A 20,829-nucleotide genomic window follows, 5' to 3' on the forward strand; every position below is an offset into this window, starting at 1 on the left:
AACACAAAATCTGAGAGTTTGTTACCCATCTCCTCATTGTGGGAATGAAAAAAAAGAACTGAAAAGTTAAGTTTTTGAAAATTATGTGCAGCAATACATCTATTCCCACTAGCTTATATAGCTTGCCAGACAAGGTTTCAAGGCATAATTGAACATCATTGTCAAAGGAAAATTAAAAGAATATGAAGTGCATTTTTACCCTCAAAAAAATGATATGTTAGATACAGAATTCAATTTCGCGCGTTTATGGAGTAGAACAAGATAGATTACTTCAGTTTTTCACCCTCAAACCCTTGGTATTTCTTGCTTTTAACGCAAATTGAGGGCAATGTGAGTACACATTTAAATAACCAAAATCCAGTTGGAAGTAGATTAAATTCTTTGCTGGGATTAGGTTGTGGCTGAGTACAAAGAAATCCTGAACCCCTATCTATAAACACTAGAACCCCAACCAAAAAAGACTAGAACCCCTACCCGAAAAAAACTTTTTTAATTCTTGTAACGCTTGAAGAATTAGGGTTTTTAGTATTTGAGTACAAACGTAATAAATCCAATAAATTCTATCCTAGAGAGACGCACCGTTCGGCTAGGAGACGGCTGGTATAAATCTTATATCGCCAATCACCTAACGCTCTGAAACAAAACAAAGCGGAAAGTGAGTGGAGGGATGACATAGCACCAAGCCTGAAGTGAAGAGAAGTCGCGGCTGTAAGCACAAATTCTACCCAAGAACAGAACCTTGACACACCAGCCGAACATCACATATCTATCGCCTGCCTTACTTGAAAACAAGTCGCCCGAACCCAAGGGTTTGCAGGCAGTGTGAAAGACGCGACTTCAATTCCTAGGCATAGAGAGTGGCAACAGCATCTCCCACAGTGGCAGCCAAGTCCACCGACCTTTTTGCGAAACTCAATGACATCACCGTCTACACGACTCCTCAACTCCAACGCTACGGAATCGACAACCCAAGCAAAATCCGGTGGTTGCGGCTGCGACAGCACCACCAGCGCCACCGTGGAAAGGGACGAAAAGCTCCAAGAACGCATTGCTAAACATCCCTGCTACAGCGAAGACGCTCATCACCACTACGCCCGGATGCACGTTGCAGTTGCTCCCGCTTGCAACATTCAATGCAACTATTGCAACCGCAAATATGATTGTGCTAACGAAAGCCGTCCTGGAGTAGTTAGCGAATTGCTAACACCAGAACAAGCAGCACACAAAGCTTTAGTCATTGGCGGCAAGATTCCGCAAATGACAGTTGTAGGAATTGCCGGCCCTGGCGACCCTCTAGCGAACCCAGAAAAGACCTTCCGCACATTTGAGTTGATTGCAGAGCAAGCACCAGACATCAAGCTGTGTTTATCAACCAATGGTTTAATGCTGCCCGACTACATCGATCGCATTAAACAATTAAATATAGATCACGTTACGATCACCATTAACATGGTAGATCCAGAGATCGGTGCTAAGATTTATCCTTGGGTTCACTACAGACGCAAGCGTTATAGAGGTCTTGAAGGTGCGAAAATCCTCCACGAAAGACAGATGGAAGGATTGCAAGCCCTCAAAGATGCTGACATCTTGTGCAAAGTTAACTCAGTGATGATTCCCGGAATTAATGACCATCACTTAGTTGAAGTGAATCGAGTCATTCGTGAGAAAGGTGCATTCTTGCACAACATTATGCCATTGATTTCTGCACCAGAACATGGCACACATTTCGGTTTAATCGGTCAACGTGGCCCCACACCCAAAGAACTCAAAGAAGTTCAAGACAATTGCTCCGGTAACATGAAAATGATGCGCCACTGTCGCCAGTGCCGCGCCGATGCAGTAGGATTACTGGGAGAAGACCGCAGCCAGGAGTTTTCCAAAGAGAAATTCTTGGAAATGACTCCAGAATATGACATGGAGCAACGCGCTACGGTTCACGAAGGGATTGAGAAGTTTAAAGAAGAACTTAAAGTAGCCAAAGATAAAGCGCTAGCTGGTAAGAAAATTGCCAACAGTCCCAAAATCCTAGTTGCAGTAGCAACCAAAGGCGGCGGATTGGTTAACCAACACTTCGGTCATGCGAAAGAATTCCAAATTTACGAAGTGGGTGGAAACGAAGTTCGCTTTGTCAGCCATCGCAAAATTGACCAATACTGCCAAGGTGGATACGGCGAAGAAGCTTCTTTTGAGCATATTATGAAAGCGATCGCAGATTGCAAAGCAGTTTTAGTCTCCAAGATTGGTAACTGTCCTCAAGAAAAATTGCAAGAAGCTGGAATCAAGACTGTTGAAGCTTACGACGTAATTGAAAAGGTTGCTTTGGAGTTCTACGAGCAATACGTTAAAGAATTAGGGAATAACTAATAGGGCATGGGGCATGGGGCATAGGGCATGGGATAAGTATTATCCTCAATGCCCTCCCCTAAACCCAAATCTCAATGCCCAATGCCCACTGCCCCATTCCCAAAAAAGGAGAATAAATCATGGCTTACAAAATTCTTACTAGCCAGTGTATTTCCTGCAATCTCTGTCTAACGGTATGTCCCACAAATGCAGTTAAAGTGGTTGACGGACAGCACTGGATTGACCCTGAACTTTGTACAAACTGTATTGGTAGCATTTATACCGTGCCTCAGTGTAAAGCTGGTTGTCCCACATGCGACGGTTGCGTTAAGCAGCCTAGCGATTATTGGGAAGGCTGGTTTGCGGATTACAACCGCGTAGTTGCTAAATTAACAAATAAACAAGATTACTGGGAACGTTGGTTTAATTGTTATTCCCAGAAATACTCGGAACAGTTGCAAAAGCGTCAATCCCAAATAATTCGTAATTCGTAATTGAAGACAACAATGCAAAATAACTGCATCTATCTTGATAATAATGCTACCACTAAGGTAGACCCAGAAGTTATAGAGGTAATGCTACCTTACCTCACAGATTATTACGGCAATCCCTCCAGTATGCATACCTTTGGTGGGCAAGTCGGTAAAGCAGTGAGAACAGCAAGAGAACAACTTGCAGCCATCCTGGGAGCCGATGAGTCAGAAATTGTCTACACAAGTTGTGGTACTGAAGGAGATAACGCGGCGATTCGAGCCGCACTGTTGGCACAACCAGAAAAGCGACATATTGTCACCACTCAAGTTGAACATCCAGCAGTACTTAATGTCTGCAAACAATTAGAAACCCAAGGTTATAGTGTTACCTATCTATCAGTAAATCATCAAGGGCAGTTGGATCTAGATGAACTAGAAGCTTCCTTGACCGGTAACACCGCCTTGGTGACAATTATGTATGCTAATAATGAAACCGGAACGGTTTTCCCAATTGAGCAAATTGGGTTGCGCGTAAAAGAGTATGGAGCTATCTTCCATGTAGATGCAGTGCAAGCAGTGGGAAAAATCCCGTTGAATATGAAGACTAGCACTGTGGATATGTTGACCCTGTCTGGTCACAAGCTGCACGGCCCTAAAGGAATTGGTGCTTTGTATATCCGGCGCGGAGTTCGGTTCCGTCCCTTCATGATTGGGGGACACCAAGAACGTGGACGTAGGGCGGGAACAGAGAATGTTCCAGCAATTATCGCCTTGGGCAAAGCTGCGGAACTAGAACTGTTACAGTTAGAAGAAGCGACCGCAAGAGAAAGAAGGCTGCGCGATCGCCTTGAACAAACCTTACTCGCTACAATTCCCGATTGTGTAGTCAATGGTGACGTTACGCAGAGATTGCCAAACACCACAAATATCGGCTTCAAGTATATTGAAGGTGAAGCAATTCTACTGTTATTAAACAAATACGGTATCTGTGCATCATCCGGTTCTGCTTGCACCTCCGGTTCTCTGGAACCCTCCCACGTCCTGCGGGCAATGGGCTTACCCTACACAACTTTACACGGTTCAATTCGCTTCAGTCTTTGTCGCTACACCACAGAAGCAGAAATCGATAAAGTGATAGAAGTAATGCCCAGTATTGTGGAGCGTTTACGTGCCCTCTCACCCTTTAAAAATGATAATGCAGGTTGGCTGCAAGGACAAGAACAAGCACTAGCGCATCGTTAATTAGGGAATAGAGAGTAGGGAATAAAGAATTTACTACTCTCCACTCCCCACTCAGCACTCACCACTCAGCACTCGGAACTTAATATGTGGGACTACACCGATAAAGTATTAGAACTGTTTTACGATCCCAAGAATCAGGGAGAAATTGAAGAAACTGGCGAAGTTGGAGTTAAGGTTGCAACGGGAGAAATCGGTAGCATTGCTTGCGGTGATGCTCTGAGATTGCATCTGAAAGTGGAAGTAGAATCTGATAAGATTCTAGATGCTCGTTTTCAAACCTTTGGTTGTACTAGTGCGATCGCATCTTCTAGTGCATTAACCGAAATGGTTAAAGGTTTAACCTTAGATGAAGCTTTGAAAGTGTCCAACAAAGACATTGCAGATTACCTGGGTGGTTTGCCAGAAGCAAAGATGCATTGCTCTGTTATGGGACAAGAAGCGCTAGAAGCCGCTATCTATAATTATCGTGGCATTCCTCTAGCTTCCCATGATGATGACGATGAAGGCGCGTTAATTTGCAGTTGCTTTGGTATTAGCGAGTCTAAAATTCGTCGCGTGATTCTAGAAAATCATCTCACGGATGCCGAGCAAGTAACAAATTATGTAAAAGCTGGTGGCGGATGCGGTTCCTGTCTGGCTAATATCGATGATATTATTAGATCAGTTCAACAGGAATACGCCTCACCTGCTCTCAACAATTACGGCGTACAAGTTGCCACAGAAATTGTTAATTCAAAGCAACTAGCGCTAACAAACGTGCAAAAGATTGCTCTAATTCAAAAGGTTCTCGATGAAGAAGTCAGACCCGTACTCATTGCAGACGGGGGAGATGTAGAACTCTATGATGTAGAAGGCGATCGCGTTAAAGTTGTACTGCAAGGTGCTTGCGGTTCCTGTTCTAGTAGTACAGCAACTCTGAAAATTGCGATCGAAGCCAGATTACAAGATCGTGTCAGCAAGAGCCTTGTAGTCGAAGCAGTTTAGGAATTGCTGTAGGACTTAACGTAATCTACAAATACGCTCTAATATGCATTCAGCCAGGAACAGAAAGTGGGATTTGAACCATATAATTGTCTCCACATCAATGCTTCAATCCTACCGACAACCGATAGCTTTATTAGCTATCACGGCTAACAGCATATAGGCTTCATACATTAAGCGCCTACTTGCAAATTTCATCATCCAACTCGCTTCAAAGGAACAGGATATGAGCACATTGTACGACAATATTGGTGGACAACCAGCTATTGAACAAGTAGTAGATGAACTCCACAAACGCATTGCCACAGACAGCCTCCTCAGTCCCATTTTTGCTGGTACAGACATGGCGAAGCAACGTAATCACCTAGTTGCTTTCTTAGCTCAAATATTTGAGGGGCCAAAGCAATACGGCGGTCGTCCAATGGACAAAACCCACGCAGGATTGAATCTACAGCAACCACACTTCGATGCGATCGCCAAGCATCTCGGTGAAGCAATGGCTGTGCGTGGAGTGTCAGCAGAAGACACCAAAGCTGCACTAGATCGCGTCACAAATATGAAGGGCGCTATTTTGAACAAGTAATAGGACTTATGCATTGATTGTTGACAAATAACAACATCAAGTCCTATTGAATCTTGCAAGCTGAAACACATTATGACGTATTTGTAAATCGCGTAATTTTCTTTGTTCTTTGTCAAAACAAATGACAAAGGACAAAGGACAAAAACAAAAAGAAAAAAATTTTAACGAGGAAGATCGATGTACTTACTGTCAATAATTTTGGCTGTGGAGCGATCGCCCCCAGCAGGCATTTATGCCAACGCTACCAACGATGCTCTACACGCGCTCACTACTGTCGCTCAACTGGCGTGAACGCAACTGACAAACGCACAGACCCACCAACCAACCAATTGCAGGGAAACAAGAACCATGACAGACGAAAACATTAGACAGATAGCTTTCTACGGTAAGGGCGGTATCGGTAAATCTACCACCTCCCAAAACACCTTAGCAGCTATGGCAGAAATGGGTCAACGCATCCTCATCGTCGGTTGCGACCCTAAAGCTGACTCCACCCGTTTGATGCTGCACAGCAAAGCTCAAACAACCGTTCTTCACCTCGCCGCAGAACGTGGTGCAGTAGAAGATATCGAACTCGAAGAAGTAATGCTAACCGGTTTCCGTAACGTTCGTTGCGTAGAATCTGGTGGTCCAGAACCCGGTGTAGGTTGCGCCGGTCGTGGTATCATCACCGCCATCAACTTCTTAGAAGAAAACGGTGCTTACCAAGACCTAGACTTCGTATCTTACGACGTATTAGGTGACGTTGTGTGCGGTGGTTTCGCAATGCCTATCCGTGAAGGTAAAGCACAAGAAATCTACATCGTGACATCAGGTGAAATGATGGCGATGTATGCTGCTAACAACATTGCTCGTGGTGTTCTTAAGTATGCTCACACTGGTGGCGTGCGTTTGGGTGGTTTGATTTGTAACAGCCGTAATACAGACCGGGAAATCGAATTGATCGAAACCTTGGCAAAACGGTTGAACACCCAAATGATTCACTTCGTACCCCGTGACAACATTGTTCAACACGCAGAATTGCGCCGGATGACTGTTAACGAGTACGCACCAGAAAGCAACCAAGCTAACGAATACCGGACATTGGCTACCAAGATCATCAACAACACAAACCTGGCTATTCCTACACCCATCGAAATGGAAGAACTAGAAGAATTGTTGATTGAATTCGGTATCCTCGAAAGCGACGAAAATACCGCCAAGTTGGTTGGTAAGACTGCTACTGAAGCTCCTGTAGCATAAGTCGCCACTAATAAATAACGCTTTAGCACAAGGAAAAAGGAAGAGCTTCATATCTTTCCTTTTACCTCTCCCTCGCATCTCCCCCCTAACCTTAGAGGGGACTCCTAGTCCCCCTATGCCCCGATCCTTACGAGTCACAGAGGCTAAATATGACACCTCCAGAAAATCAAAACATCATCGAAGAAAGAAAAGAACTAATTAAAGAAGTTCTAGACGCTTACCCCGATAAAGCTAAGAAAAAACGGGAAAAGCACTTAAGTGTATACGAAGAAGGTAAGTCCGATTGCGGCGTTAAGTCTAACATCAAATCCCTTCCTGGTGTAATGACCGCTCGTGGTTGTGCTTACGCCGGTTCTAAAGGTGTGGTTTGGGGTCCTATTAAGGACATGATCCACATCAGCCACGGGCCTGTAGGTTGCGGTTACTGGTCTTGGTCTGGTCGTCGTAACTACTACATCGGCACCACAGGTATTGATACCTTTGGTACCATGCACTTCACCTCTGACTTCCAAGAAAGAGATATCGTGTTCGGTGGTGACAAGAAACTTGTCAAGCTAATCCAAGAACTAGATGTACTTTTCCCACTCAACCGTGGTGTTTCCATTCAATCTGAATGCCCCATCGGTCTAATTGGGGATGACATCGAAGCTGTTGCTCGGAAGACATCGAAAGAAATCGGCAAGCCAGTTGTACCTGTGCGTTGCGAAGGTTTCCGGGGTGTTTCCCAATCTTTGGGACACCACATTGCTAACGACATGGTTCGTGACTGGGTGTTCACCAGAGCAGACCAAGCTAAGAAAGACGGTACACTTCAGTTTGAAGGTACTCCTTATGATGTAGCCATCATTGGTGACTACAACATCGGTGGAGATGCTTGGGCTAGCCGCATCCTGTTAGAAGAAATCGGCTTGCGCGTAGTCGCTCAGTGGTCAGGTGATGGTACCATCAACGAAATGTTGATGACCCCCAATGTGAAGATGAACCTCATCCACTGTTACCGGTCGATGAACTACATCAGCCGTCACATGGAAGAAGCTTATGGTATACCCTGGTTGGAATACAACTTCTTCGGCCCCACTAAGATTGCTGAATCTTTACGGGAAATCGCTTCTAAGTTTGACGAAACAATCCAAGCAAACGCTGAGAAAGTTATCGCCAAATATCAACCCACAATGGATGCGGTAATTGCTAAGTACCGCCCCCGCTTGGATGGTAAGACTGTAGCTATCATGGTTGGTGGTCTACGTCCTCGCCACGTTGTCCCAGCTTTCCAAGACTTGGGCATGAAGATGATTGGTACAGGTTATGAGTTCGCTCATAATGACGATTACAAACGTACCACTCACTACATCGAAAACGGCACCATCGTTTATGACGACGTTACCGCTTACGAATTCGAGGAATTTATCAAAGCGCTGAAGCCTGACCTAGTAGCTTCTGGTGTGAAAGAGAAGTACGTCTTCCAAAAGATGGGTCTTCCTTTCCGTCAAATGCACTCTTGGGATTACTCCGAACCTAGCGATCGCACTTCAACATCATATAATGCAAGGTTTTTTAGCGACGGTAGAAAAAAGAGCCTATTTCTAGCCTAAATGCAAGTTGCAGGGTTATTTAGGAACAATCTGTTTTGATGCTTTAGATAGTATAACTCTTATGGAATCTGGTTTTTAGATTTTGCTTACATTTTGCTTTAAGAAAAACTGTAAAACAAAAGACTATTTTAAATGACGATTTTTTAGATTAAATGGTGCGATCGCCTCGACTCTACGCAAAACAATTCTTTGGGTTATTTGAGATAATGGTGCGTTGTTACAAAAGCGATGCGATCACTCTCAATGTTCTGTTATGTGTCTGACGCTTGGACAAATAGTGTTTTTGCAGTTTTTCCACAGCTATTTACAAATATACCATCAAAGGTGCCTCCAACAACACCTCCTACTAGAGGCAGCATTTTCATAATATTGATTACGCCTTTTTCACCAGCTTTAGTGATTAGTCGGAATCCAATCTTTTTATTGATTTCAATCAGAACCTTACCAGGTATCTGCCTGATTAGATTTTGACACACCTTTGTGCTAATCGTGATGCCTGCGGTTTTTAGAATTTCCTCGCCTGCTTCACCAATTAAACATAAAAGAACCATTGTTCTCACTTGTTCAGAGCGGATATCATATCCTCGAAGGTGAGCTATTGCGGCGGCTGTGTTTGCTCCAAGGGCATAGGATGCAGCTAAACCCACTGGAATGGTAATAGGCATTGCTGCAATACCACCTAACCCAGTGATAAAACCCGTGCCAGCAGCATACGTAGTTCTCCATGCAATAACTGAATTAATAGCATCTTCAATACTAGCCGCTTTGCTCAAGTGGTCTGCTGCAACATCCTCCGCAGGTGGCAGAACCCCTAACCCGTTAATCCCAGCATCAGCTATCCACTCAAGAGTTGCTTTTATGGGATTATTGTTATTATCGCTTGCGTTAGCTGAAACCATAGAATTTAATTTTTGTAAATTATTTCATCTTTTCTATCCCAAATTTCTGTAATAAGACCACCGCAATACCTCTATATCACTGTAAATTTACAAATAAGGTTTCATGCTCCATTGCATCAAAAAGATAATGTTAAAAACACTACTGTCACTGACAGATAAAGACACATAGCTAGTTATTAATCAAAAATTAACCGTTTAATTACTTAATTTGAGGTAATTATCCATTATTTTTGTATCTGATAAGCTTTCTCTACCACTATAATTGGCTAATGAGTTTAACTGCTAAACCTTCTGCTGAAGATAGTGTGTTTATGAGAGTCTTAACATCGTCTGAGCAAAAGGAGCTACTGAAGGTGTTAGTCTTACTTGATACTAAAAAGTACAACCTAATTTTTTTATAGCTCCAGAATAAAAAATATGACTTTTTACTAAAAACTGTCACGGATAAATTATCACTAACCTCACCACGCAAGACAAAATCTTCTGAAAATTCTCCTGTATATGTCTCTTTTTCCAGAAGCTCCATTTTGTTGTGCGCCTTGCTAAGGGTATCTATCAGTTTATGAACCTTAGAGCTAGATACAATAGCTACTCCAGGATTGTATCTTCCATCAGGGCCTGGAACAAAAAAACGAATATACCACTTACTCTTCTGTGCAGCATCACGATAAGCAACTAATGATGCTCTAATATTTGATAATTCGAGAGCTTGCTCAAGTTGTCTAGGATTCATTATGGCAGATTCAATACAGTTATAGACAGGGTTCCCAAATTGAACCTTAAACATATCCCTTTAAGTCTGTACGCCATATATGTAAGCTTGACCCCAACTCAACAACACGCTACTGCATATTTAGAGATTCTCTGTGAGATGCATAAGAAAGAAATAGTCTGTTGTCGTGATAGCCCTCACTCGACAATAAACTAGGCGATCCGATCGCATTAAACCGTCCAATCCTCAATTAACAATCCGGTTATCTTGCTGAAATGCCGATGATTGCGCGTTAGTAAAACTAATTTACGAGATACTGCGATCGCAGTAAAAGAAGTAGAGTGTTGTTGCGATCGCTTTGACTCGACAATAAACTAGGCGATCCGATCGCATTAAACCGTCCAATCCTCAATTAACAATCCGGGTACTTTGCCCAAATCCCGATGATTGCGTGTTAATAAAACTAATTTACGAGATAGTGCGATCGCCGATAGCGTAGCGTTAGCGACGCAGGAGCGTCATAGCCCGTCGTAGACATCGCAATAACATTCCCTATCATTTCCCGCAAATAATGCAAACTTAACTGATCGCTTCTATGCTTCGGCTTCAATACCTTGTTGTGTTGGGGATTCTAGAACTTTTGTCTGCTGCTCTTTGTACTGTATAAGGTGGGGATATTCTTTCTGAAGTTGAATATAGTAATTCACCAACTTCTGGGGGTTGTGTCCATTCTCTAGAGATATAATATGGCGAATTTTACGTATTTGGCTAATTGCCTCATCATTCTTCGTCATTTTGCGCTCCTATCAACTCTAACGGCGTAACTAGCGTTGGAACGTATAACCCCAGCATAACCTTCAGCCGTCGAATATGCCCAAACTTATTGGCATTTGCCAAGTGACGACAATTCCAAGTTAAGAGAAAATCACATTTATGATACGAAGCTAGGGCAAGATGTAGTGCATCTCCAAGTGGATCTTTGGGCATCAGTTGTTGCTGAATATACACTTCAACGATTTCAGCAACCACAGATTCAATCGGGACAAATAACAAGCCACTAATCAGTTTTATTGCCTCGCTCTTTCCAGGAAAGTTACCTCGATTGAGTTCATCCAGCACTGCAAGACTAGTTACAAGCACATAGTTGTCACTTGCATGGCTCCATCATTCCCGTGTCCAGTCCCGCCGCGCCACCATATCAGGTTCAGTACGTGCCTCGTAATAAAAACTGGGAATGGAGGTTTCAATGTAAACTTTTGGTTTCATTGTGGTAAGAAGTGACATAAATAAATGGCTTGACTATCTTTCGTTAATGACTAATATTGCAATATTATCGTGCTTAATTTAACACCTAAGCAATGTCTACGACTGGCCGTTCGGCATCGCCTTCACTCGGCAATAAACTAGGCGATGTCTACGACGGGCTGCGCCTACGCATTAAACTGTTACTACCTCAATTAACAATCTGTGTACTTTGTTGAAATCTCAATGATTGCGTGTTAATAAAACTAATTTACGAGATAGTGCGATCGCAGTAAAAGAAGTAGAGTGTTGTAGCGATCGCTTTCACTCAACAACACATCATTGTATATTCATACTGGGTGAAGTTAAGCGATCGCCTCTAACTCAGGAATATACTCAGTTTCGTAGTTTTCAATTAAAACACCAATAACTTCCATTAAAGACGCGAGTGGATGCGTCTCGTCTTCACCAACTTGATCGATGAGACAATCAAGGATTTCAACCAAGCGTTCATATTCCTCTTCTGTGTGAGGAACAAAGACGTTTTCGGCAATAGATGACCAAGCAATAATCGTTTGATCTAGGTTTAAGCTTTGCATTATTCCTTTCACTTTCCTTCATCATATTCTGAATGCGTTAACACAGCCCGAATGTAGACCTTTTGGCGGTTGTAATGAATTGCAGCAATGAGTCGAACTTTGTTACCACCAATATTAAACACTGTCAATTTACCAACTTGATCTACGGAGGGAAACATTTCACGAAGTTCTACAAATGAGGTAAACTCATTTCCCTTGATCAATCGATACCACTGAGCCAAGGCGTTATTTGTATCTGGATAAAGTTTAGCAAATTCATTCAGCCGTTTACGAGTAATAACGTGCATTTAAAAAACCCTTGATGTCTTAATAATTCTGTCATCCATATAACTCACCTCCCAGTGCTAATCTTAAATGAATTATCTGTGACATCGCAGTAAAAGAAGTAGACTGTTGTGGCGATCGCCCTCACTCGGCAATAAACTAGGCGATGTCTACGACGGGCTGCGCCTACGCATTAAACTGTTACTACCTCTATTAACAATCCGGGTACTTTGCCTAAATCCCGATGCTTGCGTGTTAATAAAACTACTTTACAAGATAGTGCGATCGCCGAATAACCAAGCGTAGACATCGCAGTAAAAGAAGTAGAATGTTGTTGCGATGTCTGCGACGGGCTTCGCCTACGCTATTATTCGACAAGATTATTGAGGTGCAATTAGCAAAAGCGAGATGAAGTTTATCAAACCTAAATATGCTTAAGGTACGCAAGAGCCGTTATATTTCATGAGAATTGATAAACTATTAGATACGAAACTGGAGATCAAAGACTCATGCTTAAAGACTCCCCAATTATTAGCGCATCTCCTGAAATTATGGGCGGTACTATAGTTTTTGCTGGAACTAGGGTTCCCGTGCAGACGCTTCTGGATTATCTCAAGGCAGGCGAATCCATAAACGACTTTTTGGATGGATTTCCGACTGTTACCAAAGAGCAAGTTATCGCCTTGCTTGAGGAGGCTGGAAAGCAGTTTGCTAGCATGGTGGCATAGCATGAAACTCTTGTTGGATGAGTGTATTGACCGCAAACTAGCGAGGGAATTTGTTGGCTATGAGGTCAAAACTGTTCCTCAAATGGGATGAGCAGGAGTAAAGAATGGTCAACTTCTTGCCCTTGCAGAAGCTGACTTTGATATTTTTATCACTGTTGATCGCAACTTGTCATTTCAACAAAATTTACCACATTTCAATATTGCGGTAATTGTTTTACAAGCACAATCTAACCGTTTGATAGATATGAAACCTCTAGTACCCAAGGTTTTAGCTACTTTAGCCACGGCAGTTAAAGGACAAGCCATAGTAGTCAGTTTGTAAAAATAAATCTTAGTAGTTCTGACCTTCAACTTCGGAATGCCTTCAGTTTCGCAGTTTTCAATTAAAACAGCAATAAATTCCATTAGCAATGTCTGCGATGGGCTACGCCTACGCCCTTACTTGCTTCTTTACCAGACGCTACGCAAACGGTAGGTGGTGTTTGAAGTTGCTTTTTGCTCAAAATTCGGATTCTCCACAGGAGTCGGTGTCTATGCAACACCCATAGATAAAATTGCACATACCCTTTCGACTTCTCCCTATATTCAATCATTAGCGAGAAGTTGCAACACAATAGTGATGTTGCTTAATATACTTGAGGGACAAAGAACTGCTCATTGCGGGGAGCGCGAACATAATCCTCAGCCACAGGTCTAGACGGAAGTTCTAAGGGAGGAGGTGTCATATCTTCGTAAGGAACTTTGCTCAACAAATGATGAATGCAGTTGAGCCGCGCCCGTCTTTTATCATCTGCTTCAATGGTAAACCAGGGGGCTTCTGGAATATTTGTGTAAGCAAACATGGTATCTTTTGCTTTGGAGAATTCTACCCAGCGATCGCGTGATTCCAAATCCATTGGGCTGAGTTTCCAGCGCCTTGCTGGATCGTGACTACGAGAGAGAAAGCGTTTTTCTTGTTCTTCATCGCTGACGGAAAACCAGTACTTGATTAAAACAATGCCCGATCGCACTAACATTCGTTCAAATTCCGGGCAAGATTGCATGAATTCTTGATATTCTGCTTCAGTGCAAAAACCCATCACCCGTTCAACTCCGGCTCGGTTGTACCAACTGCGATCAAAGAGAACGATTTCGCCTGCTGTCGGAAGATGTTGCACATAGCGCTGAAAATACCACTGAGTTTTCTCACGATCAGATGGTGTTCCTAGAGCAACTACACGACAGCCACGAGGATTAAGTGGATCGGCAATGCGTTTGATTACTCCTCCTTTGCCGGCAGCATCGCGCCCTTCAAATATGACGACAACCCGATAGCCAGTGTGCTTAATCCAGTATTGCATTTTGACTAGCTCAATCTGGAGTTGCTTTAGTTCAGTTTTAAAAGTCTTTTTGGGAATTTTCTTAGCAAAAGCTTCTGTGCTACCATCAAAAATCCGTTTTGATTTTTTAAATTTTTTCTTGTCTTTTGGCTTTACTAGGCTCTCTATTAAGCCTGTAGCGGGTTGAGCTAGATCATTATTTTGCTGGGTTTCAACTTCATCAATTGACATTGTAGTGACTCCATGCCATTGATTCGGCATAATTAAATTTATCTATAAAGTATATATTTTAATGCAGACTAAGTGTAAATATACGCCTTTGCAAGTTGCGATCGCTAGAATTCAGGTTAGCAAAAGCTCAAAATTTTTCTTGCTGGAGTAAGTTTGTCTATAACATTGAATCTCTTGTAGCTTGTTATACGATTTTACATCCTCTTCTGATAGGGGAATGCTCGTTCCGTCAGCGCATTTTCATAAAGAATTGATATGAGTGGCACTATCTCGATTTCCGAGTTTTACCTACTCCTTTTAGCCCAGCCAAACTTAAAATGAATAGTGCTTTCATTGATATTCGCTAGGAAATTTGAGCAATGATTTTTGGACTTCAGTCTGGGAAAGCCAGACCAGTCATCGGGTCACGAATATATAATCCTAGCGTGAGACTACGGATAGCTTCATCCCAAACGGGTATTAATTGTTGTGCTTGATCTACCCAATAATCGAATGTAATCAAGCACTGAATATTCGATCCCAAAGCAATGCAAGTCCGCGAAAAAGCTTCCCGTGGTTCTTCTTGAGTGTCAATGAACTTCATCTCTGTCCAGACAATTTTAGCGGTTTGGCGCTTGACGGTAATAATTTCTCCCTTAGCAATGATGTTGCGGCTGTCGTTTTCCAGAACTTTCTTCAAGGTAGATTTTAGCGGAAACTTGCTCCAATCATTGGGTGGCAGAGGATTAAAAGATACTTCCAGACAACAATCATCGTTAGGGGGTTTTTTATCGAGAAACTTGAAGGATTTTTCTTGTGGCTCAAAAACCCAATTCTGGGGAACATTGAGACGGACAGCCCCGCGATTGGCGACAAATATTTTGTAGCCTGATGGAGATTCCCAGCGATGGTCAGGCTTTAGTTCAAGCGTTTCTTTAATCCACTGGAGATTGCTTTTTTTACGCTTTGCCATAGTGTTTTTGTAGTCTCTGTTAAAGAGGACATCACAGAATAGTCCATCGTAGACATTGCCCTCTGTGTTAATGTTATCAAATTGCTAGGATTTTGAATAACTATTATATTAAAGAAATAAAATTTTAGGGATTTTATATTAAGGAATCCAAGGTAACTGTGGTGTTGTGATTAAAGTTTCAGCTTTTAGCATTAAAATCTTAGCAGCAGTATTCATGATTATGGATCATGTGTGCTATTTGCTAATGCCAGATTTGGTAATCTTGCACTTATTAGGGCGATTGAGCTTTCCACTGTTTGCATGGCTTTTGGTTGAGGGCGAAAAACACACCCAAAATGTATACCGCTATGGGAGGAGACTATTAATTACAGCAATTATATCCCAACCATTTTATAGTGTTGTTTTTCAGAGATTGTCACTTAATATTCTCTTCATGCTTTTGCTTGGACTTGTGATGTTGCGCTTAGTAAAGCGTTACCCGCAATTATGGCAGCAATTAATAATTATTGGATTATGTGCAGCAGTTGCCGAGAGCCTGCGCGTTGAATATGGAGCGTATGGGATTGGAGTAATTTTCTTGATGTCCCTAACAGATAAACTCAAGCCTATAGTATGGTTGCTCTATTGGTGCAGCTTTCACTTTTTTATTTTAGTAATCCTATCTGTGTTTAATATCTCTCAAAGTTGGGCAATTTTTGCAGGATTCATTGTTTTTCAATTCAATGGTCGACAGGGTTCACGGGCTAAATGGTTTTATATGTTCTACCCGGCTCATTTAATAATTTTAGGTATGATCAATTATTTAATACAGTCTAGGTAAGATTGAAGATTTGATAAGCGTGACTGTCGGATCATAGTTCAAGCCAAAGTCGGCAGCAAAAAGATTGAACCAGAGGCATTCCTTAAGCCTGCAACACATACAGTAATTAAAAAAACTAATTTAAGCAATTGCAAAATTTTATTTTATTACCGAAAAATTCAAAAATCAGATATATTTATCTACATAGATAGATGCTATAGAGATAAATATCTTACTTTAGAAAGATACCTTTTTCAAAAACTACTTTTGTTTGACCAGAAATTGAAAAACAAATAGTAGATATACATTTCATCCAATGATATTCATCAGATAAATCTTATAAATCTTAGTCTTTTGTTAACGTTTACCAGTTATGATGCCAGAGTAGTGAATGATAATGATTCACATTTGGATATCTAGGGATAATTGTGTCATCCAGAAAATATACCCTAGATTTATCCTGCAAGCTGCAAAATGTAGCCGAAAGCAACTACTGAATAGGTAAATCTTTAAGGTAATAACCATGAGTTATACTATCGAGTCTGCACGCAATATTTTCTCTAACACTCAAGTGGCAGACGCTGTTCCAGCCACTACAGCAATGTTTGCTGAACTCAATATTGACGATCAATTAGCATTTCTTTGGTATGCCTACGCTGAACTAGGTCGTACAATTACTCCAGCTGCTCCCGGAAAAGCTAATCTCCAATTAATGGAAGGTATATTCAACGACATTAAGCAGATGTCTCATGAACAACAAACGCAGTTAATGAGAGATTTAGCGAGTAATGCTGACACTCCCATCAGCCGTTCTTATGCATACTTTGGTGTCAACGCCAAATTGGGATTCTGGTGGCAGTTAGGCGAGTGGATGAAACAGGGTATAGTCGCTCCTATGCCAGCTGGCTATCAAATGTCACCTCAAGTTAAAGCAGTGCTAGAAGCTGTTCAAAGAATCGATCAGAGTCAGCAAATTACTGTACTACGCAATACTGTAGTAAATATGGGGTTCGATCCGTCTCTGGCTGATAACAAACAGGCAGAAATCATAAACTTTAAGTTCCCGCGTGCATCCCTAAGTCCCCAATTTACTATTGAGGGAGTTACAGACGCAACAGTGCTGAAATACATTGAAGCTATGAATGCAGATAATTTTGAAGCTGCTGTTGCTTTATTTGCTAATAACGGTGCGCTGCAACCACCTTTCCAAAAACCAATTGTTGGCCGAGAAGCAATCACTGCCTACTTAAGAGATGAGGGACAAGGGTTAGTGATGAAGCCAACCAAAGGCGTTTCGGAAACTATCGAAGATGGTTATACACAGCATAAAATTACTGGTACGGTCGAAACTCCTTGGTTTGGAGGTAATGTTGGGATGAACATTGCTTGGCGATTTTTACTCGATCCTCAAGGTCAAATTTACTTCGTGGCTATTGATTTACTTGCTTCTCCCAAAGAACTGCTAAACTTAACTCGCAAGTAAAATTTCTTTGCTTTCTTAAATTGTGCTTCTCTAAGATGATGTTTTAAAAGGGTTTTTTGCTCTCATAGTTAGGAAAGCATTACATCTTAGTACATAGCTAAAACCTTAATTTAGGCTTGTACCTTAACCCACGCAGAACTGCGAAATTATAACTTTCGGGGCTTTTAAAACATCTTCTAAGCGTCATAACGATCATCAAATAAAATTTCAATCCATGCTCGGTTCACCTAAAACCGAGCTTTAGTCATGTTTTAGCAATTTCTAACAGTTGTTTGGATTGCTCCCTTTAGGCACTATGTTTTGCGATCGCACTGCCATCACGATAATTATAACTAGTCATTACAGCCCAGAAATATAGATAAAGTCAAATTTAGTAAGTAAAAGCAGCATTTACTTATTCAAACCCCAGTTTGCTTTCTCATTTTGGTGTTTTTCGTAAGCAAAAGCTGCTTTTGCTTTCTCATTTTGGTGTTTTCCGCAAGCAAGATGAGCTTTTACTTTCTCAAACTCCAGTTTGCTTTCTCATTTTGGTGTTTTCCGCAAGCAAAAGCAGCTTTTACTTACTCAAACCCCAGTTTGCTTTCTCATTTAAGTAGTTCGCGCAATCTGTTGTAGTTATCCCTATGTAACAAAAGCTATTCTCTACTACAATCAAATTAAGTGCGATCGCACCGAATAATTTGCATAAGATATACTTTTATAGTGACTTTATCCGTTCTATGCCACCCCATATTTCAAAAAGCCGTTTAGTTTCAGCTTCTATGTCTGAAGTTATTCTTGGCTGTCCATTCCCAGAACCTGTGAAAACAACATAAACGATGTCTTTGGGAATTCCTCGCCTGACTCTTGAACGCACCAATGGATCGTTACCAAGAGCCTGAGACAGAGCTATTGAACCCTCCCCTATCTGGTTTTTAGGGCCAATGTCAGCATAAATTGCAAAAGCAAGTTTTTCGTTATTACTGTTGTAAACAACTGCAAAATCTCCTAATTTAACGCCTGTAACCTTTTTAAAATCATTATTTCCCGGAAGAACAATATATGGGATCTTGGTTGAATCAACATATCTGCGTGGATCTTGTTGAACAAATCCAGAATCGGATAATGCAGTTGTAGAAATATAGTATCCAGGATATGGATCGGTACTGCCTTGAATAAACGGATTACCATCTTTATTTACAACTATTGCCCACCAGTTACCTGGACTCCCAGCATTTGCCAAAAAATCAATTCCTGTATCTGCTGGGTGATAAGCATTAGGCGCACCATCAGCATTAATACTCATACCTGCTTCATAAAAAAAGCCAGATTCTCTATCTGCCTGTTGAATAGGAACTCCACCAATTTTAACTAATTTCAGCAGAAGTCCCACATCTCACTTTTAGGAGTGTGGGGATGCCAGTCGCCTGCGACGGGAAACCCGTCTACAGCGCTGGCTCATGAATGCGCGTGAGTTGACGACAGTTCTCCGACCAATGCTTTATAGCGAGTGAGGAGAACATGGAGGAAACGAGCAAATTCTTACGTTGATTCTGTGGGTGATTCTTGTGCTTCAATATATTTTCTGAGTGTAGAGACTGTAACACCACCACAACTAGCAACAAAATAAGAACCACTCCAAAATACGTCTTTCCAGTAAAAACTTTCTAGATGTTCTACAAACTCTTGGCGGAGTTTTCTAGATGATACAGACTTCAAATTATTTACTAATTTACTCAATTCAACATCTGGGTGGTACTGGAAGAGTAGGTGTACGTGGTCATCTTCACCATTAAATTCTACCAGTTTACAATCCCACTTTTCTAGTAATTCTTGCATTACAATATTTAGCCTAGCCAGCATTTCTAAGGTGAAGGCTTTGCGCCGATATTTAGTCACCAATACTAAATGCACTTTTAGATCGCTAACAGACCTTCCCTTGGAAACAAAATCATTTTTCATATTATGTCTAAATCAGTGTATACTAAAACACTGATTTAGACGAGAAAGTGAAAACATCTTATCAGTACCGATTAAAACCCACGAAAGAGCAAGCCGAAAAAATTGACAACACATTAGATATGCTGCGCTGCCAGTATAATTATCAGCTTGCTCAGAGGTTTGATTGGTATGAGCAAAACAGATGCCCTATAGATAGATGCTCACTTGTTGTTTGCCATATGCCAGATTTAAAAGATAAGCCCAATCGCTTTAGTCAACAGGCAACGCTAACCCAACTAAAAAAGGACAGACCTTGGTACAAAAGCATTCATTCTCAAGTACTGCAAGAAGTTCCTAAAAAAGTTGAATTGGCTTTTGACAGATGGCTCAAAGGTGATAATGCTGGCAAGCGTAGCGGTAAACCTAGATTCAAAGGTGTATGTCAGTATAAAACCTTTACCTACCCACAATTCAAAAAGGAGCATTTTCAAAACGATAAAATAACATTGTCAAAAATCGGCGTTATAAAAGTAATTGTTCATCGTCCAATACCGGACGGGTTTGATATCAAGACTTTATCTATAACTAAAAAAGCAGATGGCTATTACGCAACCCTAAGCCTTGATGATAAAACAGTTCCCACAATTAAACCTGATTTTAAACCTGACAATATTGTTGGTATTGATATAGGTTTAATTGATTTCTATGTTGCGTCGGATGGTTCTAGAGTTGCCGCACCGAAACATTTACGCAAAGCTGAACGTAGATTAAAATCAGCACAGCGTAAAGTATCTAGGCGTAAAAAAGGTTCTAACCGTCGTAGAAAAGCTATTCAAAAATTGGGTAAACAGCACAAAAAAGTTGCCGATACTCGAAAAGATTTCCATTTTAAAACTGCTAACCACTTACTCAAAAAGTATGATGTTATTGCAGTCGAAAAACTAAATATCAAAGGACTAGCTAAAACACGATTGGCTAAAAGTATAAACGACGCTGGTTGGGGTCAATTTATTTCGATACTAACAGTCAAAGCCGAAAACGCTTATTTGCGTGCGATTCGTTCAGTCGAAACCTGAATAGGGGGGATGACTGGCAATAGTTGAGTAACCCACTATGGGTAGAGTTCGCACTTTAATCCTCAACTAATGACAACTCACTATCCATGTAGGTGAGGAAATCTAGCCGAGCATTAGCCTAGACAGCTAGAGGATTAATGGAAAAGATT

At 41.5% G+C, this 20,829-nt stretch carries 23 protein-coding genes; 13 read left to right on the forward strand and 10 right to left on the reverse strand.

Going from position 1 to position 20,829, the window contains the following annotated elements:
* The first annotated feature begins 915 nt into the window (after nt 1-915).
* From nifB to nifD, 7 genes are all read left to right on the forward strand, one after another.
* Nucleotides 916-2,364 (forward strand): nitrogenase cofactor biosynthesis protein NifB, encoded by a 1,449-nt coding sequence (gene nifB / locus H6G97_RS01975; protein ID WP_190939074.1) that lies wholly within the window; start codon nt 916-918, stop codon nt 2,362-2,364.
* Nucleotides 2,365-2,483: 119 nt separating this feature from the next.
* Entirely contained in the window at nt 2,484-2,837 is a 354-nt protein-coding gene (locus H6G97_RS01980; RefSeq protein WP_190939044.1) for a 4Fe-4S binding protein, read from the forward strand.
* A gap of 12 nt (nt 2,838-2,849) precedes the next feature.
* Complete coding sequence (gene nifS, locus H6G97_RS01985; RefSeq protein WP_190939045.1) at nt 2,850-4,058, forward strand: cysteine desulfurase NifS; 1,209 nt, start codon at nt 2,850-2,852, stop codon at nt 4,056-4,058.
* Nucleotides 4,059-4,142: 84 nt separating this feature from the next.
* Complete coding sequence (gene nifU / locus H6G97_RS01990; RefSeq protein WP_190939046.1) at nt 4,143-5,042, forward strand: Fe-S cluster assembly protein NifU; 900 nt, start codon at nt 4,143-4,145, stop codon at nt 5,040-5,042.
* 223 nt (nt 5,043-5,265) lie between these two features.
* The gene (locus tag H6G97_RS01995; RefSeq protein ID WP_190918986.1) at nt 5,266-5,622 is read left to right on the forward strand and encodes a globin domain-containing protein; all 357 of its coding nucleotides are present in this window, start codon (nt 5,266-5,268) and stop codon (nt 5,620-5,622) included.
* Nucleotides 5,623-5,970: 348 nt separating this feature from the next.
* Nucleotides 5,971-6,864 carry a nitrogenase iron protein gene (gene nifH, locus H6G97_RS02000; protein ID WP_190939047.1) on the forward strand — a complete coding sequence of 298 codons (894 nt, stop codon included), beginning with the start codon at nt 5,971-5,973 and terminating at the stop codon, nt 6,862-6,864.
* A 149-nt stretch (nt 6,865-7,013) separates the two neighbouring features.
* Nucleotides 7,014-8,456, forward strand: coding sequence for a nitrogenase molybdenum-iron protein alpha chain (gene nifD, locus H6G97_RS02005; protein ID WP_190939048.1), 1,443 nt, complete (start codon nt 7,014-7,016; stop codon nt 8,454-8,456).
* Between the two features lie 251 nt (nt 8,457-8,707).
* On the opposite strand, the gene H6G97_RS02010 is transcribed toward nifD, so the two are convergent.
* From H6G97_RS02010 to H6G97_RS02035, 6 genes are all read right to left on the reverse strand, one after another.
* Nucleotides 8,708-9,355, reverse strand: coding sequence for an EcsC family protein (locus H6G97_RS02010; RefSeq protein WP_190939049.1), 648 nt, complete (start codon nt 9,353-9,355; stop codon nt 8,708-8,710).
* A gap of 256 nt (nt 9,356-9,611) precedes the next feature.
* A complete protein-coding gene (locus H6G97_RS02015) occupies nt 9,612-10,142 on the reverse strand; it encodes a hypothetical protein (RefSeq protein WP_190939050.1) in 531 nt (176 codons plus the stop codon).
* Between the two features lie 518 nt (nt 10,143-10,660).
* Nucleotides 10,661-10,861: a hypothetical protein gene (locus H6G97_RS02020; RefSeq protein ID WP_190939051.1), complete on the reverse strand. Its 201-nt coding sequence runs from the start codon at nt 10,859-10,861 to the stop codon at nt 10,661-10,663.
* Nucleotides 10,848-11,207 carry a type II toxin-antitoxin system VapC family toxin gene (locus H6G97_RS02025; RefSeq protein ID WP_190939052.1) on the reverse strand — a complete coding sequence of 120 codons (360 nt, stop codon included), beginning with the start codon at nt 11,205-11,207 and terminating at the stop codon, nt 10,848-10,850. Before H6G97_RS02025 ends, H6G97_RS02020 begins: the two co-directional genes overlap by 14 nt.
* Nucleotides 11,208-11,674: 467 nt before the next feature.
* Complete coding sequence (locus H6G97_RS02030; RefSeq protein WP_190939053.1) at nt 11,675-11,908, reverse strand: hypothetical protein; 234 nt, start codon at nt 11,906-11,908, stop codon at nt 11,675-11,677.
* A gap of 8 nt (nt 11,909-11,916) precedes the next feature.
* On the reverse strand, nt 11,917-12,195 hold the full coding sequence (locus H6G97_RS02035; RefSeq protein WP_190939054.1) for a type II toxin-antitoxin system HigB family toxin: 279 nt from the start codon (nt 12,193-12,195) through the stop codon (nt 11,917-11,919).
* Between the two features lie 106 nt (nt 12,196-12,301).
* Here H6G97_RS02035 and H6G97_RS02040 point away from each other — a divergent pair, with 106 nt between their 5' ends.
* From H6G97_RS02040 to H6G97_RS52150, 3 genes are all read left to right on the forward strand, one after another.
* The gene (locus tag H6G97_RS02040) at nt 12,302-12,478 is read left to right on the forward strand and encodes a hypothetical protein (protein ID WP_190939055.1); all 177 of its coding nucleotides are present in this window, start codon (nt 12,302-12,304) and stop codon (nt 12,476-12,478) included.
* A gap of 203 nt (nt 12,479-12,681) precedes the next feature.
* Nucleotides 12,682-12,900: a DUF433 domain-containing protein gene (locus tag H6G97_RS02045; protein WP_190939056.1), complete on the forward strand. Its 219-nt coding sequence runs from the start codon at nt 12,682-12,684 to the stop codon at nt 12,898-12,900.
* A 166-nt stretch (nt 12,901-13,066) separates the two neighbouring features.
* A complete protein-coding gene (locus H6G97_RS52150; protein ID WP_242054778.1) occupies nt 13,067-13,222 on the forward strand; it encodes a hypothetical protein in 156 nt (51 codons plus the stop codon).
* 304 nt (nt 13,223-13,526) lie between these two features.
* Here H6G97_RS52150 and ppk2 read toward each other — a convergent pair whose 3' ends face one another.
* Together ppk2 and H6G97_RS02060 are read right to left on the reverse strand one after the other, a co-directional pair.
* Nucleotides 13,527-14,450, reverse strand: coding sequence for a polyphosphate kinase 2 (gene ppk2 / locus H6G97_RS02055; RefSeq protein ID WP_190939057.1), 924 nt, complete (start codon nt 14,448-14,450; stop codon nt 13,527-13,529).
* Between the two features lie 373 nt (nt 14,451-14,823).
* Complete coding sequence (locus H6G97_RS02060; protein WP_190939058.1) at nt 14,824-15,402, reverse strand: hypothetical protein; 579 nt, start codon at nt 15,400-15,402, stop codon at nt 14,824-14,826.
* Nucleotides 15,403-15,568: 166 nt separating this feature from the next.
* Between H6G97_RS02060 and H6G97_RS02065 the strand changes: the two genes are divergently transcribed.
* Both H6G97_RS02065 and H6G97_RS02070 read left to right on the forward strand, forming a co-directional pair.
* A complete protein-coding gene (locus H6G97_RS02065; RefSeq protein WP_190939059.1) occupies nt 15,569-16,222 on the forward strand; it encodes a TraX family protein in 654 nt (217 codons plus the stop codon).
* A 502-nt stretch (nt 16,223-16,724) separates the two neighbouring features.
* Complete coding sequence (locus tag H6G97_RS02070) at nt 16,725-17,684, forward strand: orange carotenoid protein N-terminal domain-containing protein (protein WP_190939060.1); 960 nt, start codon at nt 16,725-16,727, stop codon at nt 17,682-17,684.
* A gap of 697 nt (nt 17,685-18,381) precedes the next feature.
* Here the strand turns inward: H6G97_RS02070 and H6G97_RS02075 are convergent.
* Both H6G97_RS02075 and tnpA read right to left on the reverse strand, forming a co-directional pair.
* A complete protein-coding gene (locus H6G97_RS02075; protein WP_190939061.1) occupies nt 18,382-19,056 on the reverse strand; it encodes a glycoside hydrolase family 75 protein in 675 nt (224 codons plus the stop codon).
* Nucleotides 19,057-19,205: 149 nt separating this feature from the next.
* Entirely contained in the window at nt 19,206-19,625 is a 420-nt protein-coding gene (gene tnpA / locus H6G97_RS02080; protein WP_190939062.1) for an IS200/IS605 family transposase, read from the reverse strand.
* A 47-nt stretch (nt 19,626-19,672) separates the two neighbouring features.
* Here tnpA and H6G97_RS02085 point away from each other — a divergent pair, with 47 nt between their 5' ends.
* Nucleotides 19,673-20,680 (forward strand): RNA-guided endonuclease InsQ/TnpB family protein, encoded by a 1,008-nt coding sequence (locus H6G97_RS02085; protein WP_338421558.1) that lies wholly within the window; start codon nt 19,673-19,675, stop codon nt 20,678-20,680.
* The last annotated feature ends 149 nt before the right edge of the window (nt 20,681-20,829 follow it).

It is taken from the genome of Nostoc flagelliforme FACHB-838, from assembly GCF_014698065.1.
In the GTDB taxonomy this organism is placed as follows: domain Bacteria; phylum Cyanobacteriota; class Cyanobacteriia; order Cyanobacteriales; family Nostocaceae; genus Nostoc; species Nostoc flagelliforme_B.